This window comes from Nocardia higoensis, from assembly GCF_015477835.1.
Taxonomy (GTDB): Bacteria; Actinomycetota; Actinomycetes; order Mycobacteriales; family Mycobacteriaceae; genus Nocardia; species Nocardia higoensis_A.
The window spans coordinates 608,630-631,270 of record NZ_JADLQN010000002.1; the positions used below are offsets into that span (position 1 = coordinate 608,630).

Annotated in this window: 20 protein-coding genes; 15 read left to right on the forward strand and 5 right to left on the reverse strand. The window is 69.2% G+C overall.

Annotated elements, in window-relative coordinates:
• The first annotated feature begins 49 nt into the window (after positions 1-49).
• From eccD to IU449_RS16750, 4 genes are all read left to right on the forward strand, one after another.
• On the forward strand, positions 50-1,531 hold the full coding sequence (eccD, locus tag IU449_RS16735; protein ID WP_195002991.1) for a type VII secretion integral membrane protein EccD: 1,482 nt from the start codon (positions 50-52) through the stop codon (positions 1,529-1,531).
• A complete protein-coding gene (gene mycP / locus IU449_RS16740) occupies positions 1,528-2,955 on the forward strand; it encodes a type VII secretion-associated serine protease mycosin (protein ID WP_195002992.1) in 1,428 nt (475 codons plus the stop codon). The genes eccD and mycP overlap by 4 nt, the downstream gene beginning before the upstream one ends.
• 3 nt (positions 2,956-2,958) lie before the next feature.
• The gene (gene eccCa, locus IU449_RS16745; RefSeq protein ID WP_195002993.1) at positions 2,959-7,014 is read left to right on the forward strand and encodes a type VII secretion protein EccCa; all 4,056 of its coding nucleotides are present in this window, start codon (positions 2,959-2,961) and stop codon (positions 7,012-7,014) included.
• A 224-nt stretch (positions 7,015-7,238) separates the two neighbouring features.
• Complete coding sequence (locus IU449_RS16750) at positions 7,239-7,679, forward strand: DUF4254 domain-containing protein (protein WP_324188287.1); 441 nt, start codon at positions 7,239-7,241, stop codon at positions 7,677-7,679.
• A gap of 25 nt (positions 7,680-7,704) precedes the next feature.
• Here the strand turns inward: IU449_RS16750 and IU449_RS29870 are convergent, their stop codons facing one another.
• Positions 7,705-10,896, reverse strand: coding sequence for an AAA family ATPase (locus IU449_RS29870; RefSeq protein ID WP_416382181.1), 3,192 nt, complete (start codon positions 10,894-10,896; stop codon positions 7,705-7,707).
• Positions 10,897-11,359: 463 nt separating this feature from the next.
• Between IU449_RS29870 and infA the strand changes: the two genes are divergently transcribed.
• The 8 genes from infA to truA all read left to right on the forward strand — a co-directional run bounded on the left by infA (position 11,360) and on the right by truA (position 16,268).
• Positions 11,360-11,581: a translation initiation factor IF-1 gene (gene infA / locus IU449_RS16760; RefSeq protein ID WP_003418601.1), complete on the forward strand. Its 222-nt coding sequence runs from the start codon at positions 11,360-11,362 to the stop codon at positions 11,579-11,581.
• Positions 11,582-11,735: 154 nt separating this feature from the next.
• Complete coding sequence (gene rpmJ, locus IU449_RS16765; protein ID WP_025347279.1) at positions 11,736-11,849, forward strand: 50S ribosomal protein L36; 114 nt, start codon at positions 11,736-11,738, stop codon at positions 11,847-11,849.
• Positions 11,850-12,067: 218 nt separating this feature from the next.
• The gene (gene rpsM, locus IU449_RS16770) at positions 12,068-12,439 is read left to right on the forward strand and encodes a 30S ribosomal protein S13 (protein ID WP_040794577.1); all 372 of its coding nucleotides are present in this window, start codon (positions 12,068-12,070) and stop codon (positions 12,437-12,439) included.
• A 9-nt stretch (positions 12,440-12,448) separates the two neighbouring features.
• Entirely contained in the window at positions 12,449-12,862 is a 414-nt protein-coding gene (rpsK, locus tag IU449_RS16775) for a 30S ribosomal protein S11 (protein WP_067861488.1), read from the forward strand.
• Between the two features lie 20 nt (positions 12,863-12,882).
• Positions 12,883-13,488 carry a 30S ribosomal protein S4 gene (gene rpsD / locus IU449_RS16780; protein ID WP_067861486.1) on the forward strand — a complete coding sequence of 202 codons (606 nt, stop codon included), beginning with the start codon at positions 12,883-12,885 and terminating at the stop codon, positions 13,486-13,488.
• Between the two features lie 108 nt (positions 13,489-13,596).
• On the forward strand, positions 13,597-14,655 hold the full coding sequence (locus tag IU449_RS16785; protein WP_040794580.1) for a DNA-directed RNA polymerase subunit alpha: 1,059 nt from the start codon (positions 13,597-13,599) through the stop codon (positions 14,653-14,655).
• A gap of 199 nt (positions 14,656-14,854) precedes the next feature.
• Positions 14,855-15,400 carry a 50S ribosomal protein L17 gene (gene rplQ / locus IU449_RS16790; protein WP_195002994.1) on the forward strand — a complete coding sequence of 182 codons (546 nt, stop codon included), beginning with the start codon at positions 14,855-14,857 and terminating at the stop codon, positions 15,398-15,400.
• Positions 15,401-15,416: 16 nt separating this feature from the next.
• On the forward strand, positions 15,417-16,268 hold the full coding sequence (gene truA, locus IU449_RS16795; protein WP_195002995.1) for a tRNA pseudouridine(38-40) synthase TruA: 852 nt from the start codon (positions 15,417-15,419) through the stop codon (positions 16,266-16,268).
• A 197-nt stretch (positions 16,269-16,465) separates the two neighbouring features.
• On the opposite strand, the gene IU449_RS16800 is transcribed toward truA, so the two are convergent.
• On the reverse strand, positions 16,466-16,909 hold the full coding sequence (locus IU449_RS16800) for an Hsp20/alpha crystallin family protein (RefSeq protein WP_195002996.1): 444 nt from the start codon (positions 16,907-16,909) through the stop codon (positions 16,466-16,468).
• Positions 16,910-17,131: 222 nt separating this feature from the next.
• On the opposite strand from IU449_RS16800, the gene IU449_RS16805 reads away from it, so the two are divergent.
• The gene (locus tag IU449_RS16805) at positions 17,132-17,959 is read left to right on the forward strand and encodes an LLM class F420-dependent oxidoreductase (RefSeq protein WP_195002997.1); all 828 of its coding nucleotides are present in this window, start codon (positions 17,132-17,134) and stop codon (positions 17,957-17,959) included.
• Positions 17,960-17,967: 8 nt separating this feature from the next.
• Here the strand turns inward: IU449_RS16805 and IU449_RS16810 are convergent, their stop codons facing one another.
• Positions 17,968-18,372, reverse strand: coding sequence for a metal-sensitive transcriptional regulator (locus IU449_RS16810; RefSeq protein ID WP_228804778.1), 405 nt, complete (start codon positions 18,370-18,372; stop codon positions 17,968-17,970).
• A 30-nt stretch (positions 18,373-18,402) separates the two neighbouring features.
• Positions 18,403-19,350 carry an EamA family transporter gene (locus IU449_RS16815; RefSeq protein ID WP_195002998.1) on the reverse strand — a complete coding sequence of 316 codons (948 nt, stop codon included), beginning with the start codon at positions 19,348-19,350 and terminating at the stop codon, positions 18,403-18,405.
• A 201-nt stretch (positions 19,351-19,551) separates the two neighbouring features.
• Here IU449_RS16815 and IU449_RS16820 point away from each other — a divergent pair, with 201 nt between their 5' ends.
• Together IU449_RS16820 and IU449_RS16825 are read left to right on the forward strand one after the other, a co-directional pair.
• Positions 19,552-20,361, forward strand: coding sequence for an S-methyl-5'-thioadenosine phosphorylase (locus IU449_RS16820; RefSeq protein WP_195002999.1), 810 nt, complete (start codon positions 19,552-19,554; stop codon positions 20,359-20,361).
• Entirely contained in the window at positions 20,358-20,942 is a 585-nt protein-coding gene (locus IU449_RS16825; protein WP_324188288.1) for an NAD(P)H-dependent oxidoreductase, read from the forward strand. The genes IU449_RS16820 and IU449_RS16825 overlap by 4 nt, the downstream gene beginning before the upstream one ends.
• A gap of 23 nt (positions 20,943-20,965) precedes the next feature.
• Here IU449_RS16825 and eccE read toward each other — a convergent pair whose 3' ends face one another.
• Positions 20,966-22,612, reverse strand: coding sequence for a type VII secretion protein EccE (eccE, locus tag IU449_RS16830; protein WP_195003000.1), 1,647 nt, complete (start codon positions 22,610-22,612; stop codon positions 20,966-20,968).
• Positions 22,613-22,641: the final 29 nt, after the last annotated feature.

Here is a 22,641-nt window from a genome sequence, read left to right on the forward strand (position 1 = left end):
TAGGTTCGTTGTCGGGAATGTTCAGTAGGGAACTGGGGTCGTTCAGCAATTGACCGAATCGCTGAGCAGTGGCGCGGTAGCCGCTGAACCCGAACTGTGCCGGGTCTCCGTGATCGGCGGCAACACGCAGGTGGACGTCGGTCTGCCCGCGACCGTACCGATCGCTTCGTTCATGCGGGATCTCGTGTCGCTGATCGAATCCCGCACTCAGGATCCGGTGGACAGCGAGGACGGCGGCGCGCCGTTGGAGCCCCAGCACTGGACGTTGGCCCGGCTGGGCCGCGAGGCCATCCCGCCGAGCCGCAGCCTCACCGAAGCCGAGGTGTACGACGGCGAACTGCTGGTGCTGCGCGCGGTGACGGCCAAGGAATCACCCGCGCTGTTCGACGACGTCATCGACGCGGTCTCGCGTCTGACGGCTGAGGACCATCACAGCTGGTCGCCGGGATCGGCGCGCTGGACGGGCCTGGCCGCGGGCGTGGCGACAGTGCTGCTGGCGCTGATGCTCTTCGCGGTCGGCCGGTCGCACGGCGGCGGGCTCGCCGCACCCTTCCTGGCGACCGGCGGCGGCCTCGCCGCCACGGCCGGTGCCGTGATCGCGGCGCGCAAGTACACCGACCACTTGACCGCACTGTGGTTGTCGCTGACCGCGCTGCTGCTGTTCTTCGGTGGGGCAGCGCTTTTCGTGCCCGGCGAGCTGGGCAGTCCGCATCTGATGCTGGGCTGCTCGGCCACCCTGGTGATCGCCGTCGGGCTGTATCGCGCGACCGGGGTGGGCGCGACATTGTGTGCGGCGGCAGTGACGCTCACGCTGTTCGGCGGCGTGGCCGCGCTCGTGCGGATGGTGTGGGAGCCATCGCTGCCCAAGATCGCCGTCGGCATGTTGGTCGGTGCGATCATCCTGATCTCCATGATTCCCCGGCTCGCCGCTGTCGCGGCCCGGCTGCCGGTGCCTCCGGTGCCGACGGCGGGCGCGGCCATCGATCCGGCCGATCACGAACAGCGACCGACCATCGAGGGCATCGGTGCGATCGGTGCGACGGCCCTGCCGTCGGCGGCCGGGTTGGGACAGCGAGCCCGGGCGGCCAACCAGTACCAGACGGGCATGGTCATCGGCAGCGCGGTCGCCGCGACCGTCGGTGCGCTCGGCACCGCCGACCCCCTGGGCCAGGTGCGCTGGCAGGGCCTGACGCTGGCGGTGATCACCGCGATCATCCTCTGCCTGCGCGGACGCGCGTTCGCCGATCTCGTGCAGGCGGGCACGCTGATCGTGGCCGGCGCATCGGTGATCGCCGGGCTGCTGACCGGGCTCGCTTTCGGCGACTCCGGACTGCTGCTGCTCTCGGGTGGCCTGCTGCTGGCTCTGGCCGCCGCGGTCGTGACCTTCGGCGTCATCGGTCCGCACCTCGAGATCACCCCGGTCACCAGGCGGATCGGCGAGATCTTCGAATACCTGCTGATCTGCGCCATCATCCCGCTGGCGCTGTGGCTGCTCGATGTCTACTCGATGGCGAGGAACCTGAACCTATGACCGGGCGGCTGGGGCTGCGCCGCGGCATCGGAATCATCAGCGCCGCCCTTGTTCTCGGCACGGCGTCGTTCGGGCGGCCTGCCCCGGCAGCGGCGATCGATCCACCCGCGGTCGACGACGCGGCGCTGGGTGCGGCGTTGGCGATCAGCGGCAGACCCGCGCCGCTCGAGCCGACCGAACAGCGCTCGGTGTGTGCCGAACCGATGCTCACCGGCGCCCCGCCCATGGAACCATCGGTGGCGCAGGCGGTTCTGGACCTTCCGACCGCGTGGCAGTTCAGCCGCGGGGCGGGCCAGAAAGTGGCCGTCATCGACACCGGCGTGAACCGCCATCCACGTCTGCCCGCGCTGCAACCGGGTGGCGACTACGTCTCCGACACCGACGGCACGGTGGACTGCGACGGACACGGCACCCTCGTCGCGGGCATCATCGCCGCCGTGCCCAGTCCCGACGACGCGTTCGTCGGTGTGGCCCCCGAGGCCGAGATTCTCGCCATCCGCCAGCTCAGCCTTGCCTACGAGCCCAAGGACCGCCGGTCCGGCGAGCAGTCCGGCGCCATCACCACCTCCGGCTACGGCAACGTGCTCACCTTGGCGGGCGCGGTCGTGCGGGCCGTGGACATGGGCGCCACCGTCATCAACATCTCCGAGGTCGCCTGTTCGACCGCGGGCGGGACGCCGCAGGACGGCGCGCTGGGCGCGGCCGTCAAATACGCCTTCGACCGCAACGTCGTCGTCGTCGCCGCCGCGGGCAACATGCAGTCCGAGGGCGCCTGTAAGACGCAGAACGAACAGCCCGGCTGGTCCGCGGTGCAGACGGTGGCCAGCCCGGCATGGTTCGATCCGTACGTGCTCTCGGTCGCCTCCATCGACCCCAACGGCATGGTCTCGGAACTCTCGCTGCACGGACCGTGGATACGCGCGGCCGCCATCGGGCGCGGGATCGTCTCGCTCGACAGCAAGCCCGGCGGCACCGGCCTGGTCGACGGAGTACAGACCAGCGAGGGCGTCAGCCCCATCGAGGGCACCAGTTTCGCGGCACCCTATGTGTCCGGTCTGGTCGCCCTGGTCCGGGCCCGGTTCCCGGAATTGAACGCCGCGCAGGTCATCGACCGCGTCATCCGCACCGCGCACGCGCCGGGCACCGGCCGCGACGACGAACTCGGCCACGGCCTGATAGACCCGGTCGCCGCACTGACCGCCGACCTGCCGGATCAGCCGGTCCACGCCGGGGCCGACACGCCGCGGGCACTACCCGCGCCGTTCCGTCCGCCCGGGCCCGACCCGCTGCCGCGCCGGGTGGCCGCCATCGGCTCCATCACGGCCCTGGCCGTTCTCGGCATCGGCGCCGCACTGTCGATTCCGTTCCGCAACCGGCGCGAACTCGATCTCGACCACCTCGACCGGGAAAACACTGAGGGATAGCGAATGGTCACCGAAGGTTTCGTGCGCCGCCCCCGCATCGCGCCACCACGCGCGCCAGGCGGGGAGGTGGCGCTGAACGCGCCGCCGGAGATCCCCAGGCCGCTGCCCGCGCCGCTGCTGATGAAACTGATGCCGGTCGTGATGGTCGTCGCGGTTGTCGGCATGATCGCGATGATGGCCATGATGGGTCGCAACCTGCTGGCCAATCCGATGATGATGATGTTCCCGATGATGATGATCATGTCGATGGTCGGCATGATGATGGGCTACCGAGGCGGTACCTCGAAGTCGGCCGCGGAACTCAACGAGGAACGCAAGGACTACTTCCGCTACCTGGATCAGATGCGCAAGGACGTGCGCCGCACCGGGAAGAAGCAGCTGGACTCGCTGCTGTGGAGCCATCCCGAGCCACGCGACCTGATCTCGGTGGTCGGCACCAGGCGAATGTGGGAGCGCAGGCCCAACGACCCGGATTTCGGGCATGTCCGGGTGGGCGTGGGCAGCCACCGGCTCGCGACCAAGCTGGCCCGCCCCGAGACCGGGCCGCTGGAGGACCTCGAACCCGTGTCCACGGTCGCTTTGCGCAGGTTCGTGCGCACCCACTCGGTGGTGCATCGACTGCCGACCGCCGTGTCGTTGCGCGCGTTCCCCGCTGTCAATGTCGGCGGCGATGCCGAGCAGGCGCGCACCCTGGTGCGGTCGATGCTCATGGAGCTCACCGCCTTTCACGGGCCCGATCACGTCGCGGTCGCGGTCGTCTGCGCGGACCCGGACGCCCCCACCTGGTCGTGGTTGAAATGGCTGCCGCACCTGCAACATCCCACGGCCCGCGACGGAATGGGCTCGGCCCGCATGATGTACGGCTCGCTCGGGGAACTGGAGACCGCGCTCAACGAGGAGCTGCTCGAGCGGGGCCGATTCATGCGCAATCCGCAGCCGACCCAGGGACGGCTGCATCTGGTGGTCGTCATCGACGACGGTTACGTCAACGGCAGCGAGCGCCTGATCAGCGAGTCCGGCCTGGACGCGGTGACCGTGCTCGACCTGAACGCGCCGGAGAACGGCCTCGCGGCGCGGCGCGGTCTGCAACTCGTCGTGGCCGACGGCGACGTGAGCGCCAAGAGCGCGGCGGGAGTGGAGAAGTTCGCCACCGCCGACGAGACCAGCATCGCCGAGTCGGAGGCGTTCGGTCGCAGTGTGGCGCGCTACCGGATCGCCACCGCCGCCCAGATCGTGAGCCTCGGCGACGAGACCCGCGCCGACCCCGGCCTGATGGCACTGTTGAAGATCTCCGACGCCGCGCAGATCGAGCCTGCCCGGGTGTGGCGGCCGCGCACGGCGCGCGAACGGCTGCGGGTTCCCATCGGCGTCACGCCGGACGGCACCCCCGTCGAGATCGACATCAAGGAATCCGCCGAGAACGGTATGGGCCCGCACGGCCTCTGCATCGGCGCCACCGGATCCGGTAAGTCGGAATTCCTGCGCACCCTCGTGCTCTCGCTGGTCACCACCCATTCCCCGGACTACCTGAACTTGGTGCTGGTGGATTTCAAGGGCGGCGCGACCTTCCTCGGGCTGGAGCCGCTGCCACACGTGGCGGCCGTGATCACCAATCTCGAGGAAGAACTCTCGATGGTCGATCGTATGAAAGATGCCCTGGCGGGCGAGATGAACCGCCGCCAGGAGTTGTTGCGCTCGGCGGGCAATTTCGCCAACGTGACCGACTACGAGAAGGCCCGGGCTGCGGGCGCACCGCTCGACCCGCTGCCCGCGCTGTTCGTCGTGGTCGACGAGTTCTCCGAGCTCCTGTCCCAGAAACCGGATTTCGCGGACCTGTTCGTCATGATCGGCCGGCTCGGCCGCTCACTGCACGTGCATCTGCTGCTCGCCTCGCAGCGTCTGGAGGAGAACAAACTGCGCGGCCTGGACTCCCACCTGTCCTACCGCATCGGCCTTCGCACCTTCTCCGCCAATGAATCCCGCGCCGTCCTCGGCATCACCGATGCGTACCATCTGCCGGGCGTGCCGGGCTCCGGATACCTCAAGAGCGACGCCGACGACCCGTTGCGCTTCAATGCCACCTACGTTTCCGGGCCGTACATCTCGCCGAGCGGCGGCAACGAGGTGGACGGCCACGTCGTGGGCGGCCAGAGCCCGACGGTGTTCACCGCCGCACCCGTCGAGACGACTGCCACGGAGGCGCCGGTCGCTACCGAACGACCGGGACTGCCGGAGCTGCCCCCGCCGCCCCCCACCACACCGACGCGGGAAGAAGGTCTTCCGGACACGCTGCTGGAGGTGGTCGTCAAACGGCTCACCGGGCACGGCCGTCCGGCACACGAGGTGTGGCTGCCGCCGCTGGACGAGTCACCCAGCGTGGACATGCTGCTCCCGGAACCGGATTGGCGGTCCCCGGTGAATCGGCACGGGCAGCTGTGGATGCCGATCGGCATCATCGACAAGCCCTACGAGCAGCGTCGCGACGTGCTCACGGTGCAGTTGGCGGGGGCGGCGGGCAATGTGGCGATCGTCGGCGGCCCGCAGTCGGGCAAGTCGACGACGGTGCGCACCATCGTCATGGCGGCCGCCGCCACGCACACCCCGGAGCAGGTGCAGTTCTACTGCCTGGACTTCGGCGGCGGCAGTCTGGCGGGCCTGTCCGGCATTCCGCACGTCGGGTCGGTGGCCGGGCGCCTGGACAGTGACCGGGTGCGCCGCACCGTTGCCGAGTTGACCACTCTGCTGCGCCAGCGCGAGGAGCGTTTCGCCGAACTCGGCATCGAGTCGATGACCGAATTCCGGCGCCGCAAGTTCGCCTCGCTCGAGGCCAGGTCGATCAACGGCACGCCGGCCGACCAGGCACGTGATCCGCTGGCCGCCGACCAGTTCGGTGACGTCTTCCTGGTGATCGACGGCTGGGCCGCGATGCGCGAAGAGTTCGACGTGCTCGAGTCGCAGGTCAACGCGATCGCGGCGCAGGGCCTGTCCTACGGCATCCACCTCATCCTGACCGCTTCGCGTTGGGGCGAGATCCGCCCGGCCATCAAGGATCAGATCGCCACCCGGCTCGAGCTTCGCCTCGGCGACCCGACCGACTCCGAGATGGGCAGGCGCACAGCGGCACTGGTGCCGATGGGCAGGCCGGGCCGTGGCCTCACCCCGGAACAGCTGCACATGCTGATCGCACTGCCGCGTCTGGACTCGAATTCGGACGCGACCACCGTCGCCGACGGTGTCACACAGGCCAAGCACGAACTGGTCCAGATGTACGGTGGCCGCCGTGCACCCGAGGTGCGCATGCTGCCGCTGGAGATCAGCCGCTCGGATGTGCTCGCGATCGCGGCCGATCACGATGTGACACCGAGCCCGACCAAGGTCGTGGTGGGTCTGGGCGAGAACGAGCTGGAACCCTGGGTCATGGACTTCGGGTCCGAGCCGCACTTCATGGCTTTCGCCGATGTGGAATGCGGCAAGACGACCCTGCTGCGCAATGTCGTCATGGGCGTGCTGGAGAACTCCACACCCGAGCAGGCCAAGATCATCCTCATCGACTACCGGCGCACCATGCTCGGTGTGGTGCCGGAGGAGTACCTGGCCGGATACTCGACGTCGTCGCAGACCTCGGGCAAGATGCTCACCGGGCTGGCCAAGTACATGTCCCAGCGCATCCCCGGTTCCGACATCACCCCGCAGCAGCTGCGCGAACGCAGCTGGTGGACAGGACCGGAGATCTACCTCGTCGTCGACGACTACGACATGGTCGCCACCGGCATGAACCCGTTGGTTCCGCTGGTGGAGTACCTGCCGCAAGCCAGGGACATCGGCCTGCACCTGATCGTGACCCGGCGCATCGGCGGCGCCTCGCGAGCGCTCTTCGACAACGTGCTCGGCACGATGAAGAACATGTCGGTGGACACGCTGATCATGAGCGGACCACGCGACGAGGGCAAGCTGATCGGCGACGTGCGGCCCAGCAAGCTGCCGCCGGGGCGTGGTGTACTCGTCTCCCGTTCACGTGGCCAGGAGATGGTGCAGATCGCGCACCTGCCACCGTTGTAGACCGGTTGGCACGAGATAACGAACTGCTTACAGCGTGGCGTTCGGCAACGCGAAAGACCTTGAAAGCGCGGCAGTGCGGTCTAGGGTGATGGCGTCCTGATCCGGTGTTGTGCGGCGATGAACGGCGAGGCAACGTGGCAGGTTCGAATTCATCTACGGTCGTGATGGCTCCTTCCGGCGCACCCTGGTGCGCCGACTCGGCGGACGGCGCCACGGATTCGGGGGTGTTACCCACCTCCGATCTGCTGGTTCGCGCGTGCCGCGGGCATCGTGTGGTCGGCGGGCCGGTGCTCTGGCTCGCCCGTGATCTCGCGGTGCTCCACGAGAAGCGGCTGGTGGGACGCGATGGTTCGGTGGACACCGAGTCCGCCGCATCGCTCGAGATCCAGCGGCGCAGAAGCGAACTGGTCATGGCCATCGACGACTGGGTCGCCCGGAATGTGCTGCAGCACCGCATCGGCGCGACCCTGCACACCGAGACCGTCGGCGCGGTGGTCGACCGCATCGCCGAGTCCTCGGTCCGTGCGCACCACGCGCTGATGACCCTCGCGGCGAACGACGATCTGCTGCACGGTGCGTGGCATCGGCTGGCCGAGATCGCCGACGCCTACGACGATCTGATCCGCGATGTGCTCGCGGGTCGCCGTCGGCTGCCCGAGTGGTGAGCTGTTCCCGGGTGCGGTCGCGTCCCTAGTGGTGGAATCGCCGGTGGTCGGCGCCGAAACCGTCGGCCACCGTCGCGGCCAGCTCCACGTAGGCGCGCTTGGCCTGCTTGCTCAGGCGGTGCAGGTCGATCTCGGCGCCCTCGGAAAGATGCGCGTCGTAGGGAATGATGTGCACGGCGCGGCAGCGGGCGAGGAAGTATTCGCGCAACTGCTGGACGCCCACATTCGGTGATCCCTCGCGCGGCAGGTTGATCACCACGACGGCGTTGCGGACCAGATGGTCGTGGCCGTGCAGGGACAACCAGTCCAGGGTGGCCGCGGCGCTGCGCGCGCCGTCGATGGCCGCCGAGGAGACCAACACCAGGGAATGGGCCAGGTCGAGGACGCCGGTCATCGCCGAATGCATCAAACCGGTGCCGCAGTCGGTCAGGATGATGTTGTAGAAGCGCTGCAGGATCCGTGCGACCGCCCGATACTCCTCGTCGTTGAACGACTCCGACGCGGCCGGATCCCGTTCGCTGGCAAGCACTTCCAGTCGGCTGGTGGCCTGGGAGGTGTGCCTGCGGACATCGGAATAGCGTTCGATCGAGGGGTCGAGCAGCAGATCGCGCACAGTCGATCGGGTCTGCAACGACACCCGCTGCGACAGGGTGCCGAAGTCGGGATTGGCATCCACCGCGATCACCCGGTCACCGCGCACCGAGGCGAAGATCGACCCCAGGCCCATCGTGGTGGTGGTCTTGCCGACCCCGCCTTTCAACGACAGCACGGCGATCCGGTAGTCGCCGCGGACCGGCTGACGGATCCGCGCCACCAACTCCTGCAGCCGTCGTTCCTCGGCGGACATGCCCGGATTGATCGCGCCGCCGGAGATGTGGTGCACGGCTTTTCGCCATCCGCTGCCCGGTGACTTCTTCGCCCGCCGCAGCGGCACGTCGTCCAAGGAGGGGTGCGGTCCCGGTGCGGGCTGATGTCCCTGTGTCGGCGTACCCCAGTGGCCGTCTGCCCCGGGGGGACCACCCTCTACCCGATGTCCCTGCGGGCCCGTATTCCACGGCGCGGGAACGCCTTCCGGCTGTCCGGGAGGCGGCGGCGGATACGGCGACGGCGCCGGTGGCGGCTCCGGCTGCGCGAACACTCGGGGATCGCGGCGTTCACCAGGCATCCGTGGATCGCCGCCCGGCGCCTGGGGCGGGGGCTGGACGAAGGTACGTGGGTCGCGGTATCCGGCGTGACCGGACGGCTCGCTCACCGGCGCGCGGTGCGAAGACTGTTGCGGCGCACCGTTCTGCCAAGGCAGATCGCCGGCACCCGGACCCCTGCTGGGCGCGGGAGCGCCGCCGTGTCCCGAGCCCTCGGGCCCGGCCCACCCGCCGCGCGGGCCCGGCGAACCGTAGGGCTGCTCGCCCGTGGCCGGAGATTCCAGCCCGTACACCGGATTCGAGCCGGGACCGTAGGCGGGCTGACCGTTCATCGTCCCGTAGCCGGTATAGGGCAGTTCGGCTGCCGGGGCGTACGCGGACGGTCCGCCCTCGGCCGACGCGTGGGTATCCGGCGCTGCCGGACCGGCCGGATTCGTGGCGTAGGGCGAGCGCTCGGCGCGCGGTGGTTCGATCCTGCCCGAAGCGGAGTCGTCGGACGTCGCCGCCGAGGAAGCCGGCGACGCCTGAGGTGCCCGAGATGCCGGACTGTCGCCGGGGGGTGCTTCACCGGCGGGGCCGCCGAGCCCCGCGGGCGCCTCGGTATCCCGGCTCACCGGTGAACCACCGGGATGCCCCGGCGTCGGCGGCCCTGACGGCCCGCGAGCATCGCCGTCGGCCAGCGGGTGATCGCCGGTCGCCATGCGATGCCGCCCCGAGTTCGGTCCCGAGGATTCGGACTCCGCCGCAGGCGCGTGCGGCGCGACTGGTGATGTGCCCGCACCGACAGCTGCTGTGGTGGGCGCTGCAGGGGGGCCTGGGATTGCCGGCGCGCCGGGCACGGGGCCGGTCCGCGCCGGTGGCCCCTCGGCATTCGAAACGCCCGCCGGGACGGCTGCGTCGGTACCGGTGGCCTGGTGATGATCCGGCGACCGGTCGCCGACCTGGCCTGGCATCGGCGGATCAGGCAGCGGCGGGCGTGTGGAGGTGGCCGATGCCGATGCCGATGTCGTCCCGCCCGGCGCACCGGACGCCGGCGCGCGCAGGCTCTCCGAGGGGGAAGGCGCACCGGACTCGTGCGGCGGCGTCGCCGTCGGGGTGCCGATCGACGGATTCGGCAGCGACGGGCGCAGAGCCTCGGGTGCTGCGGGTACCTCGCCGGATCCGCGCGGGATCGTCGGGGTCGGGGTGCCGATCGAAGGATTGGGCAGCGCCGGACGGCCCTGCGGCGCGGGCATGTCCCCGGACTCGCGGACGGGGAAAGGGGGCGTCGGCGCGGAGGGGCCGATCGAAGGATTCGGGACCGGGGGGCGAAGAGCCTCCGCAGGCGCCGGCGTATCGCCGGAGCCGCGTGGTGGTGTCGGAGTGGGGACGCCGGTCGAGGGATTCGGCGGCTGCGGCGCCTCGGACGCCGGGCGGGGACTCCCGAATCCGTGCGACGGGGGCGTGGGAGTGGGCGTGGGGGTGGGCGTACCGATGGAGGGGGCGGGCAGCGACGACCGCTGTGCCTCGGGCGGGGCCGGCAGCTCGCCCGAGGGGGGCGGAGGCAGCGCCGGTGCGCCGGGTGGTGGGCTCGGCAGTGGCGGCCGCTGGACATCCGGCGTCGGCGCGAATCCGGACGGGGCGGGCGCGGGGCCCGGCAGGGGTGGCGGCGACGCCGACACGAAGGGCCCGGACACCGGGGGAGCCGGCTCGGGGGCGCCGAGGGGGCGGAAGGCCGCCGACGGGGTGGTGGGCTGTCGGGTGGGCAGCCGGGCGCCGGTGTCTTGTTCGGGCGCCCACGGAGTCTGCTCGGCGGGGACTTGGGCGGGCGGCGCGGGCCGGGCATCACGGGGTCCGGGACCGGCGGGCCGGTCCGCGGTATCACCGTCGGCATCGGGTGCGGCGGTGTCGGAGGTGCGATCGTCCTTGTCGCGGCCGCCGAAGAACCGGCGCTTCTTGCGCTTGGGAGCGGGCTCGTCGTCGATGAGTTCGTCGTGCGGGAGGTTCTGGACGGGCGGGGCGTCGTAGCTGTCGCCGGCGTCGCTTTCCGACAGCCACGGCGGCAGCATGGGCAGGCCGTCGTCGACACGGCTCACGACCGCGCTCCGCTCTGCCTCGCCCGGCTGTCGTACCCGTCCGGGACCCCCGTGATCGGTGTCCGTCGTGTGGTGCGAAACCGCCGGTGCCCGCCGAGCATCGCGCGCTCCCTGCGCTGCCTCACGACGTCCCCCTGATAGAGCTTCTCGACCGGTGCCTGGACCGGTTCAGTTTACGGGACCGCACCGGCCCCGGGTGGCGCAGGCAGCGCTGTACCCCTTTACCCCTGTCGCTGCCGGAGGGGGCCTTTTGCCTCATCGTCCAGCGATCGGTAAGCTGGAGCGGCGGTGCACCCATGCGCCGACTGTTCCGCGTGCCACCTGTTCGGTGTACCGCCGGGTGATCCCCGACGAGTACATCCAAGCAGAAACCCTGCGAACGGCAAGCACGCGGACAAACAACCAGGCAAACACACCAGGTTCGAGCGGCTCCGGCCGCCTCCGGGCCGGGAGCGCGGAGGACATGGCGAAGAAAGACGGGGCCATCGAGGTCGAGGGTCGGGTTGTCGAACCGCTGCCCAATGCGATGTTCCGGATCGAGCTCGAGAACGGACACAAGGTTCTCGCGCACATCAGCGGGAAGATGCGGCAGCACTACATTCGCATCCTCCCCGAGGACCGGGTGGTCGTCGAGCTCTCGCCCTACGACCTGTCCCGCGGCCGGATCGTTTACCGCTACAAGTGAGGTCGGGTCCCGGGCGCACCGGGGCGCGGCAGGATGAGTCCGGGCCGACGGCGCAGTGCGCTGCGCCCGGAATCCCATAGAGAGACTTCCCCAGCCGTCGGCTGGGGAAAAACTGTGTTCACACCCCAGTGAACCCGCAACAGATTGGACAGACGTGAAGGTTCAGCCGAGCGTCAAGAAGATCTGCGAGAAGTGCAAGGTGATCCGCCGTAACGGGCGGGTCATGGTGATCTGCGACAACCTGCGCCACAAGCAGCGCCAGGGCTGATCGAGAACCACCGCCGGGCACCGATCGCCTGATCGGCTTGGCCAACAAAGAAGAACTCCCAGCTCCAGCTGCACGCTGTGGAAATTCGGGCTCTTCCCCTGTGGAGGACAACCCGGGGCGTGTATGCCAACCACCGGTACGGAGGCCGGTGCCCCGAATCAACAGACGCGGGGACGGACAGGGAGCAGACCTCCGCCAACCATGAAGGAACTGCCACCATGGCACGTCTGATGGGCGTCGATCTCCCGCGCGAAAAGCGCATGGAGATCGCGCTGACCTACATTTTCGGCATCGGCCGTACCCGCTCCAAGGAGATCCTCGAGGCCACCGGCGTCAGCCCGGACCTGCGTTCGAAGGATCTGAGCGACGACGACCTGACCAAGCTCCGCGACTACATCGAGGCCTCGGAGTTCAAGGTCGAAGGCGATCTGCGCCGCGAGGTGCAGGCCGACATCCGTCGCAAGATCGAGATCGGCTGCTACCAGGGTCTGCGGCACCGCCGTGGTCTGCCGGTGCGCGGCCAGCGCACCAAGACCAACGCGCGTACGCGTAAGGGTCCGAAGAAGACCGTCGCCGGCAAGAAGAAGTAAGGGATCCGCATGCCTCCGAAGAGTCGGGCTACGGGCCCGAAGAAGACCCAGAAGGCGCGTCGCAGGGACAAGAAGAACGTCCCGCACGGCCACGCGCACATCAAGAGCACGTTCAACAACACGATCGTGTCGATCACCGACCCCAGCGGCAACGTCATCTCCTGGGCGTCCTCGGGTCACGTCGGCTTCAAGGGTTCGCGCAAGTCGACCCCGTTCGCCGCTCAGCTGGCTGCCGAGAACGCGGCCCGCAAGGCGCAGGAGCACGGCGTCAAGAAGGTCGACGTGTTCGTCAAGGGCCCGGGTTCGGGCCGCGAGACCGCGATCCGTTCGCTGCAGGCCGCCGGCCTGGAAGTGGGCACGATCTCCGATGTCACCCCGCAGCCGCACAACGGCTGCCGTCCGCCCAAGCGGCGTCGCGTCTAGCGGGAAAGGAATAGCGAACAATGGCTCGTTACACAGGCCCTATCACCCGCAAAAGCCGTCGGCTCCGTGTTGACTTGGTCGGCGGTGACCAGGCGTTCGAACGTCGCCCCTACCCGCCCGGCCAGCACGGCCGCGCGCGGATCAAGGAGAGCGAGTACCTGCTCCAGCTGCAGGAGAAGCAGAAGGCTCGCTTCTCCTACGGCGTCATGGAGAAGCAGTTCCGTCGCTACTACGAAGAGGCCAACCGCCAGAAGGGCAAGACGGGTGACAACCTGCTGCGCCTGCTGGAGACCCGCCTCGACAACGTGGTGTACCGCGCCGGTCTGGCCCGTACCCGCCGTCAGGCCCGTCAGCTCGTCAGCCACGGCCACTTCCTGGTCAACGGCGTGAAGGTCGACGTGCCCAGCTACCGCGTCTCCCAGTACGACATCATCGATGTCAAGGAGAAGTCGCTGCCGACCCTGCCGTTCCAGGTGGCTCGCGAGACCGTCGGCGACCGGCCGGTTCCCGGCTGGCTGCAGGTGATCCCCGGTCGTCTGCGGATCCTGGTCCACCAGGAGCCCGAGCGCGCACAGATCGATGTGCCGCTGCAGGAACAGCTGATCGTCGAGTACTACTCGAAGTAATTCAGCGCGCTGTGCCGCTGGTGTGTGGCCGTTCGACGACGAGCGGCCACACACAACCCCTGAAACGTGGCGTCAAATAGCGGGCGCCCTAGAAGGAGGAAGATCCTCATGCTGATTTCCCAGCGACCGACGCTGACCGAAGAGGTCGTCGCCGAGAACCGGTCGAAGTTCACCATCGAGCCCCTCGAGCCGGGCTTCGGCTACACCCTGGGCAACTCGCTGCGGCGGACCCTGCTGTCCTCGATCCCGGGGGCCGCGGTCACGAGCATCCGCATCGACGGCGTTCTGCACGAGTTCACCACCGTCCCCGGCGTGAAGGAAGATGTCACCGACATCATCCTGAACCTCAAGGGCCTGGTCGTGTCCTCGGAGGAGGACGAGCCGGTCACCATGTACGTGCGCAAGCAGGGCCCGGGCACCGTCACCGCCGGTGACATCGTGCCGCCTGCCGGAGTCGTCGTGCACAACCCGGACATGCACATCGCCACCCTGAACGACAAGGGCAAGCTCGAGATCGAGCTCGTCGTCGAGCGGGGCCGCGGCTACGTGCCCGCCGTGCAGAACAAGGCGTCCGGCGCGGAGATCGGCCGGATCCCGGTGGACTCGATCTACTCGCCGGTGCTCAAGGTGACCTACAAGGTCGAGGCGACCCGTGTCGAGCAGCGCACCGACTTCGACCGGCTCATCCTGGACGTGGAGACCAAGAACTCCATCAGCGCGCGGGACGCGCTCGCCTCGGCGGGCAAGACCCTGGTCGAACTGTTCGGCCTGGCCCGTGAGCTGAACGTCGAAGCCGAAGGCATCGAGATCGGCCCCTCGCCGGCCGAGGCGGATCACATCGCCTCGTTCGGTCTGCCGATCGAGGATCTGGACCTCACCGTCCGGTCCTACAACTGCCTCAAGCGCGAGGGTGTGCACACGGTGGGCGAGCTGGTGGCCCGCACCGAGTCGGACCTGCTGGACATCCGCAACTTCGGTCAGAAGTCCATCGACGAGGTGAAGGTCAAGCTGCACGCGCTGGGCCTCTCGCTCAAGGACAGCCCGGCGTCGTTCGACCCGTCCTCCGTGGTGGGTTACGACGCGAGCACCGGAACGTGGAGCGACAGCGGCACTTTCAGCGACAACGACGGCGGCGAGCAGGACTACGCCGAGACCGAACAGCTCTAGGCGGCTGGGGTAGGCAACCCAGGTCGGCCTTGACCCGCGGCGTGAGCGACGGGCCCGGAGGCGGTAGCGAAGCGTCACCACGAAGGGCCCCGCGAACGCCGCAATCAGACAGCGGCGTGAGCGACAGGCCCGGAGGCGGTAGCGAAGCGTCACCACGAAGGGCCCCGCGAACGCCGCAATCAGACACAGGAGAACAACAATGCCTAAGCCCAAGAAGGGTGCCCGCTTCGGCGGGTCGGCGTCGCACCAGAAGGCGATCTTCGCCAATCTGGCGACGGCGCTCTTCGAGCACGGCCGGATCACCACGACCGAGTCCAAGGCCAAGGCCGTGCGTCCCTACGCCGAGAAGATCATCACCAAGGCGAAGGGCGGCACTCTCGCCGACCGTCGCGAGGTGCTGAAGGTGATCCGCAACAAGGACGTCGTGCACGCGCTCTTCGCCGAGATCGGGCCGTCGTTCGAGGGGCGCGAGGGTGGCTACACCCGCATCATCAAGACGCTGCCCCGCAAGGGTGACAATGCGCCGATGGCGATCATCGAGCTGGTCCGGGAGAAGACCGTGACCAACGAAGCCGATCGCGCCCGCCGCGTGGCCGCCTCGCAGAAGGCCGAAGAGAAGAAGGTCGAGGAAGCTCCCTCCGAGGAGGGCACGGCGACCGCCGAGACCACCGAGGCTCCGGCCGAGGAGACCAAGGCTGACGAGGCTCCGGCCGAAGAGTCCGCCGAGGACAAGAAGGAAGCCTGAGCTGACTCGGGATTCCATGGATGAGCCCGCCGCCCTCCTGGGTGGCGGGCTCATTCGCGTGCGGCTCGACATCTCCTACGACGGAACGGATTTCACCGGCTGGGCCAGGCAGCCGGGACTACGCACCGTGCAGGGGGTGCTGGAGGAATCGCTGACCAAGGTGCTGCGTGAGCCCATCCAGCTGACCGTCGCCGGGCGGACGGATGCCGGTGTGCACGCGGAGGGACAGGTCGCGCATTTCGACACCACGGCCGAGTTCGACGGCCCGAAGCTGGTGCACCGGCTGGCCCGGTTCCTGCCGAAGGATGTGCGGGTCAAGGACGCGCGCCCGGCGCCGGCCGATTTCGATGCCAGGTTCTCGGCCATCCGCCGGCACTACGTCTACCGGCTGACCACCGCACCGTACGGGGCGGAACCCCTGGCGGCGCGCAATGTGGTCCCCTGTAAGCCCGGGGTGGATCTGGACGCGATGCGCACGGCCTCGCGGAAACTGCTGGGGCTGCACGATTTCGCCGCCTTCTGCCGACGGCGCGAAGGCGCGACGACGGTGCGCGAACTGCAACGCTACGACTGGGAGCGGCAGGGAGATCTGCTGATCGCACACGTCAGCGCGGACGCGTTCTGCTGGTCGATGGTGCGCAGCCTGGTCGGCGCGGTGCTCGCGGTGGGGGAGGGCAGGCGCACGCCCGACTGGGTCGCTGGATTGCTGCGGGAGACCCAGCGCTCGAGCGCGGTCACCGTCGCGCCCGCGCACGGACTCAGTCTCGTCGCCGTGGACTACCCGGCCGAGGAGGATCTGGCGGCCCGCAATGTCCAGACCAGGGAGATGCGGACGGTGCCCACCCCGGAAGGCTGCTGCGGGGACTGATGGGCAGCACTGCTGCCCATCCCGCTCCCCAGCTCCCGCGGCCACGTGCCCCTGAGCTGCCGCACTGGAAGTCCGCGTGCCGGGTCGGTCGGCGTTCGTCGTGCGCTGGGCTGCGAAAGCGAAGCGCGCCGCCGATTTCGGCGACGCGCGACGCTTTGGTGTGGATATCGTGTGTGGACCCCGACGGTGTCGTGGCCTCAACTGCCGGTGCTCGCCTCGATCGTCTTCTGCTCGGAGCCTCCGCTGATCTGGATGCGGCGCGGCTTGGCTCGTTCGGCGATCGGGATGGTCACCGAGAGCACGCCGTTGTTGTAGCTCGCGCTGATCTTGTCGGCATCGACGTTGTCGCCCAACGACAGCTGACGCATGTAGGTGCCCGCGAAACGCTCGGAGGCGATCCACTGGACGCCTTCGTCGCTGGGGAGGCTGCGCTGAGCGCGCAGGGTCAGCGTGCCGTTGTCCACGCTGACGTCGACGGAACCCGGGTCGACACCGGGCAGGTCGGCATTGAGCACGTAGTGGTCGCCCGCCTTGAACAGATCCATCGGCATGAAGCGGGGCGCCCGTGCGGTCCCGGCACTCTCGCCGAGTAACTGGCGAGCGACGGTGTCGATGTCATGGAATGGATCGAATCGCAGCACAGCAATCACCTCCCATTTCGATCACTGCGGCGCTCACCTCGGCCGACGAGCGCCGGAAGCTGTGCACCTCCGATATTAGCACTCTAGGGGTGGGAGTGCCAGCATCGTTTCGGTGTCCGGAACCGGGTGGATCACCCGGCTCACGATGCCTGCGTCAGGAATGGAGTGATCGGAGATGCCGCGCGCCGGAATGTATGAGACGAGCGGGAGGTTGGTTCCGGCATGACGGAATACGGACTCGGTCGATTCGGTGTGTGGCGCGGCTACAAAGGGTTTCGGCCGGAGGAGGCCGCCGAACTGGAAGAGCTCGGTTACGGCGCGCTCTGGCTCGGCGGGTCGCCGCCCGCGTCGCTGGATACGGTGGAGCCGCTGCTCGCGGCGACCGAGTCGCTCACGGTGGGCACCAGTATCGTCAACATCTGGACCGCGTCGGTGACGGAACTCGCCGAGTCGTTCCACCGCATCGAAGACCGGTATCCCGGGCGGTTCCTGCTCGGCATCGGCGTGGGGCACCCGGAAGCTGTCAGCACCTACCGCAAGCCCTACGACGCGCTCGTCGAGTACCTCGACGCCCTGGATGCCGCCGGGGTGCCGCGATCGCGCCGGGCGGTCGCGGCGTTGGGCCCCCGGGTACTGGAGGCGGCGCGGGACCGGTCCCTGGGCGCATTGCCCTATCTCGGCACGCCGGAGCACACCCGCCGCGCCCGCGAAGTACTCGGCGCCAGGTCGCTACTGGCGGTGGAACAGAAACTGGTGGTCGACGACGACGCGGAACGTGCCCGCGCGCTGGGGCGTTCGGTGGTCACGATGTATCTGGGTTTGGCTAACTATGTGAACAATCTGCGCAGGCTCGGCTACGAGGAGAGCGACGTCGACGGGACCGGCAGCGACCGGCTGATCGACGCGCTCGCCGTGCACGGAAGCGCTGCGCGGGTGGCCGAGCAACTCGGGGCGCACCTGGACGCGGGCGCCGACCATGTGGCGCTGCAGCCGCTCGGCGAGGATTACCTGACCCCGCTGCGAGCGCTCGCGCCGTTGCTCCCGCGCTAGCGTCGTGCTCAGCGCACGAACCGGGCGATGGCGTCGGTCGCTTCCTTGATCTTCGCTTCCGCCTCGGGGCCGCCTGTCCGGGCGGCATCGACCACACAATGACTGATGTGGTCCTCGAGCAGGCCCATCGCGACGGCCTGCAGCGCCTTGGTCATCGCCGAGACCTGGGTGAGGATATCGATGCAGTACTTCTCCTCCTCCACCATGCGCTGCAGGCCGCGGGACTGGCCCTCGATCCGGCGCAGTCGCTTGAGGTAGTCGTCCTTGCTCGTGATGTAGCCGTGCCCCGCGTGGTTGTGGGCGGCGTGATCATGGGCGGCGGGGTCGAGTGCCGCGGGTTCTCTGTTGTCTGTCGCGTCGGGGATGGTCACCACTGTCTCCTTGCTCTGGGCCTGCCGACGAGGCCGGTCCATACCCCCCGAGGGTACAGGGGTTTGCGCTGGTCACGCCGTGGGCGAACTCGGCGTTGTCTCGACCGGCGCGCCGATCGGCCGCTCCGCCCCGGAACGAGCCAGCGCGATGCCACCGACCAGCAGCACGCCGCCGGCCATCTGCACCGGCGCGATCGCCTCGCCCAGCAGTATCCGGGCCAGCACGACCGCGAACAACACCTCGCTCAACAGCACCAGCGACATCAGCGTCGAACCGATCCGCGCGGCGCCCGCGACCCCGCACAGATAGGCCACCACCGTACTGATCGCGATCAGCAGTGCCAGCGCCACCCACACCGGTAGTCCGCGCTCGGCCATCACGGCCGTGCTCGCACCGACATGCAGCGGCAGCACGCTCGCCAGGCCCAGTACCCACGCCGTCACCGCCGCGACGGCCAGCCCGGCCCCGAGCAGTGTCACCGGACTCAGGCTGTCGGATGTGCGCGCAGACAGCAGGAAGAACGCCGCATTGCACAGCATCGACAACGCGGCCCAGCCCAGACCGGCCACGCTCAGCTCCGCGCTGTGGAGCACGTCGATGACCAGCGCGGCGCCGAGGAGCGCGATTGTGGCCCCGACGAGCGTGCGGGCGCTCGGCCTGCGCCGCCGCACGATCCAGTCCCAGAAGATGACCACGACCGGCGCCAGGAACTGGATCATGAGCGCGACACCCACCTGCAGATATTGCAGCGAGAGGAAGAAGGTGGCCTGCACACCCGCCACCGCGACCACGCCGAACGCGGTGATGGTGCGTAGATGCCGCGGACTCTCCCGCAGCTCGCGAGGATCGGCGAGTGCCGCGACCACCAGCACGATCGCGGCGGCGCCGGTCAAACGGACGGCGAGGATCGCGCCGGGCGACCACTGCGCCGCCAGCACCGACTTGGCCAGCGGGCCGGAACTGGCGAACGCCAGACCGCTCGCCACGGTCAGCCACACACCGGACCGCGCGCGCGACACCGCACCTCCTCGACGTTTCGAACTCGGCCTCTGGCTCTGACATCCCATCCCCGTTGTGAACAAGCATGCGCGACGAGATCGGGTGGTCGGGCGGCGGGGGGAGCGGGTCGTGCGGCCGGTACGGGGCGGCGAGGTGGTCGCGTCGGCGGTTGATGGGGCACCTTGCGGGCCGTCCCGGCCGCTCCGGGAGAATCAACGGTCATGAGCGAGCTTCCCCGCCCCGCCCTGGCCGTCATCGGCGGCACCGGGTTCTACGACTTCTTCGACGCCGAGACGCGCGAGATCGACATCGACACCCCCTACGGCAAGCCCAGCGCGCCCATCGCGGTCGGTGACGTGGCGGGCAGGCCGGTCGCGTTCGTGCCGCGCCACGGCAAGAAGCACGAGTACGCTCCGCACACGCTGCCGTATCTGGCCAATATGTGGGCGTTGCGTTCGCTGGGCGTACGACGGATCTTCGCGCCGTGCGCGGTCGGCAGCCTGCGCGCCGACTGGGGGCCGGGCACGGTCGCGGTGCCGGACCAGATCGTCGACCGCACGTCCGGACGGGCGCAGACCTACTTCGACGGCGGTGGCGTGCACGTCTCCTTCGCCGACCCCTACTGCCCCGAACTGCGCGTCGCCGCGATCGGCGCCGAAGTCGAGGAGCTGCCGCTGCGCGCGGGGGGTGCCATGGTCGTCGTGCAGGGTCCGCGCTTCTCCACCCGTGCGGAGAGTCGCTGGTTCGCCGAGCAGGGCTGGGACCTGGTCAACATGACCGGTCACCCGGAGGCGGTGCTCGCCCGGGAGCTGGAGATGTGCTACTCGGCCATCGCGCTGGTCACCGATCTCGACGCCGGGCTCGAAAGCGGTGACGGCGTGCACGCGGTCGATGTGTTCGCCGAGTTCAAGCGCAATATCGAGCCGTTCAAGGAGGTGGTCCGCAAGGCGATCGCGGCGGTGGAGAGTACCGAGACTTGCGCGCACTGCAGCCCGCACGAGGGCGTCGTGCTGCCGTTCGATCTGCCGTGACCGGAGAAGACGCCCGGGCCGTGCGCGCACCGTTGCGACTCGAGGTGATCGTGGCCAGCGTGCGGCCGGAGCGGTTCGCGCCGGTCGTGGCCGACTGGTTCCTGGCGACCGCTGGTGCGCGCCCCGAATTCGACATCGGGGTCATCGATCTGCTCGACACCCCGCTGCCCGCCGACCTGACCGAGACCGCGGAAGTCTCGGCCTTCCGTGCCCGGCTGCGCGCGGCGGACGCATTCGTCGCGGTCACCTCCGAGTACAACCACGGGTACCCGGCCTCGCTGAAGACCGCGTTCGACTCGGCCAAACACGAATGGCGGGCCAAGCCGATCGGATTCGTGTCCTACGGAGGGATGTCGGGCGGGCTGCGCGCGGTCGAGCAACTGCGTCAGGTGGTCGCCGAACTGCACATGGTGTCGCTGCGCGAAAGCGTCGGATTCCACCGCGCCAAGCGGCAGTTCGACGCCGACGGCCGGACCCGCGACGGGGCAGCGATCGACGCCGCCGAGCGGATGCTGAACCAATTATCCTGGTGGGGAAGGGCTTTGCGGGCAGCGCGAGACGCCGAGCCCTATCCGGGTTAGCGTGCCGAAGGGCCCGGGCGGCGTCAGCGCGCGGCGGCCATCGGTCGGCGGCCGCGCGGATTGCCGATGTAGGTGGCTTCCTTGGCGATCGACACCAGGGTCAGATCGACCTGGGTGGTGCCGGTGCGCACGATGACGCGGTTGCCGATCGCGCCCGGCTGGTGAATCGACAGATCCGGTCGGGTGGCGGGCCAGCCCATCGGATCGCCGGTGACGTAGATGGTGGTGACACCGGCGTGCGGCGCGGGCGCGAGCACACCGTCGACCACGGCCGCGGTGAACCCGGCGTCGGACTGGTGGGTTTCCACCGCGATCGCCAGCCGTTCCGGGTTGTTGATGGTCTGCACCAGCTGATCCCACGCGTGCGGGCGATCGGTGCGGACGAGGATGCGCTCACCGACGGCCAGCGCGCGGAACACCAGCTGCTGCGCCAGATACAACTCGCCGGCGACGTAGACCGTGGAGATACCTTGACCGACGATGCGCACCGCCACACCCTGGTTGTTCTCGTCCGAACCGATCAGCTGGCCGCAGCCCGACGAGGGCAGGTGCAGCGCGCCGATGACATCGATCGGGTACTCGGTCATCGGCACCGCGTCGTCGACCGCGGGCACCGCCAACGGCAGATTCGCCAGCAACCCGTCGCGATGACGGCCGTTCATCGAGATCATGCCGTCGAGCTTGCCGCCCTCGGGCAGCTCGCGAGTGGTCAGCCGCCAGGAGGCGCCGATGTTCACCGACTCCGCGGAACTGCCCGGCCGCAGCCGCACCGTCATGGTGGTTCCGCGGGAGGGCGCGACCCACAGTTGGGCCAGCAGATCCGAGCCGAGATGTTCCGGATCGACCGCGCTGCCGATATTGACCGCGTTGCCCAGTTCGGCGTAGCGCCAGGTATGGGTGAGTTCGCGCGGGTCGTAACCCGCGGTGATCTGCAGGACGGCCTTGCGGATCTCGGGTGCGGTGAGGATGCGGGCGCCGCAGTCGGCGTCCTCGAGCGCGCGCATGATGCGCTGGGTCGCGATCGTGACCGCACGTGAGGCGCCCTCGGTGCCCCCGCCCCGGCGAGCCGCCGCCCCGGCTCCGGCGACCGCGTCGAAACCGATCGCCAGCCATACCGAGCGGTGGGCGGTCGCGGGCAACGGGCCGAGCAGCGACTCGTAGATCTTTCCCGCGGGGGTGCCCGCGCGGCTGCGGTGCCCGTGGCTGACGATGTCGATGCCGCTGAGCAGAATGTCGTGCTGGTTCAGGCATTTCGCCAGTTCCGGCAGCGGCAGCAGGTGCGAGGCGAGCACGGTGCTGCTGGAGATGCGGGTCAGCCCGCCGCGCGGGGGCAGCACCTCGACGACCGTGACCACCCTGGTGCCATCCCAGTACAGGCCGAGCGAGCGGTCGTCGGGACCGCGGTAGTCCACGGTGTCGCCCAATTCGTAGTCGCGTCGGGTCTTGAACCGCCACAACGTGATCACCCAGTCCAGCGCGGTGCGTTTGGCGATCGGGATCAGCGGCAGCAACAGGGCGACCAGCGCTACGAGGAGCGAGTAGAGCGCGGGCAGCCCCGAGAGCAGCGAGACAATACCGGCGAGGAGTGCGAAGATCTGCGCGACGAGCAGATTCGGCATCGAGATGCGTCCGAGGAGCGGGCGCGGCCCCGCTCCGGTGGCTTCGGCCATCACGTCCCCCAAGTAACCGGTGTCGGCCG

What these genes read in the sequence shown, in the direction of transcription:
- rpsK (WP_067861488.1), top strand. Translation starts at nt 12,449, where the DNA reads ATGCCTCCGAAGAGTCGGGCTACGGGCCCGAAGAAGACCCAGAAGGCG.
- rpsD (WP_067861486.1), top strand. Translation starts at nt 12,883, where the DNA reads ATGGCTCGTTACACAGGCCCTATCACCCGCAAAAGCCGTCGGCTCCGT.
- IU449_RS16820 (WP_195002999.1), top strand. Translation starts at nt 19,552, where the DNA reads ATGAGCGAGCTTCCCCGCCCCGCCCTGGCCGTCATCGGCGGCACCGGG.
- truA (WP_195002995.1), top strand. Translation starts at nt 15,417, where the DNA reads ATGGATGAGCCCGCCGCCCTCCTGGGTGGCGGGCTCATTCGCGTGCGG.
- mycP (WP_195002992.1), top strand. Translation starts at nt 1,528, where the DNA reads ATGACCGGGCGGCTGGGGCTGCGCCGCGGCATCGGAATCATCAGCGCC.
- eccCa (WP_195002993.1), top strand. Translation starts at nt 2,959, where the DNA reads ATGGTCACCGAAGGTTTCGTGCGCCGCCCCCGCATCGCGCCACCACGC.
- infA (WP_003418601.1), top strand. Translation starts at nt 11,360, where the DNA reads ATGGCGAAGAAAGACGGGGCCATCGAGGTCGAGGGTCGGGTTGTCGAA.
- IU449_RS16810 (WP_228804778.1), bottom strand. Translation starts at nt 18,372, where the DNA reads ATGGACCGGCCTCGTCGGCAGGCCCAGAGCAAGGAGACAGTGGTGACC.
- IU449_RS16785 (WP_040794580.1), top strand. Translation starts at nt 13,597, where the DNA reads ATGCTGATTTCCCAGCGACCGACGCTGACCGAAGAGGTCGTCGCCGAG.
- eccE (WP_195003000.1), bottom strand. Translation starts at nt 22,612, where the DNA reads ATGGCCGAAGCCACCGGAGCGGGGCCGCGCCCGCTCCTCGGACGCATC.
- IU449_RS16805 (WP_195002997.1), top strand. Translation starts at nt 17,132, where the DNA reads ATGACGGAATACGGACTCGGTCGATTCGGTGTGTGGCGCGGCTACAAA.
- rplQ (WP_195002994.1), top strand. Translation starts at nt 14,855, where the DNA reads ATGCCTAAGCCCAAGAAGGGTGCCCGCTTCGGCGGGTCGGCGTCGCAC.
- rpsM (WP_040794577.1), top strand. Translation starts at nt 12,068, where the DNA reads ATGGCACGTCTGATGGGCGTCGATCTCCCGCGCGAAAAGCGCATGGAG.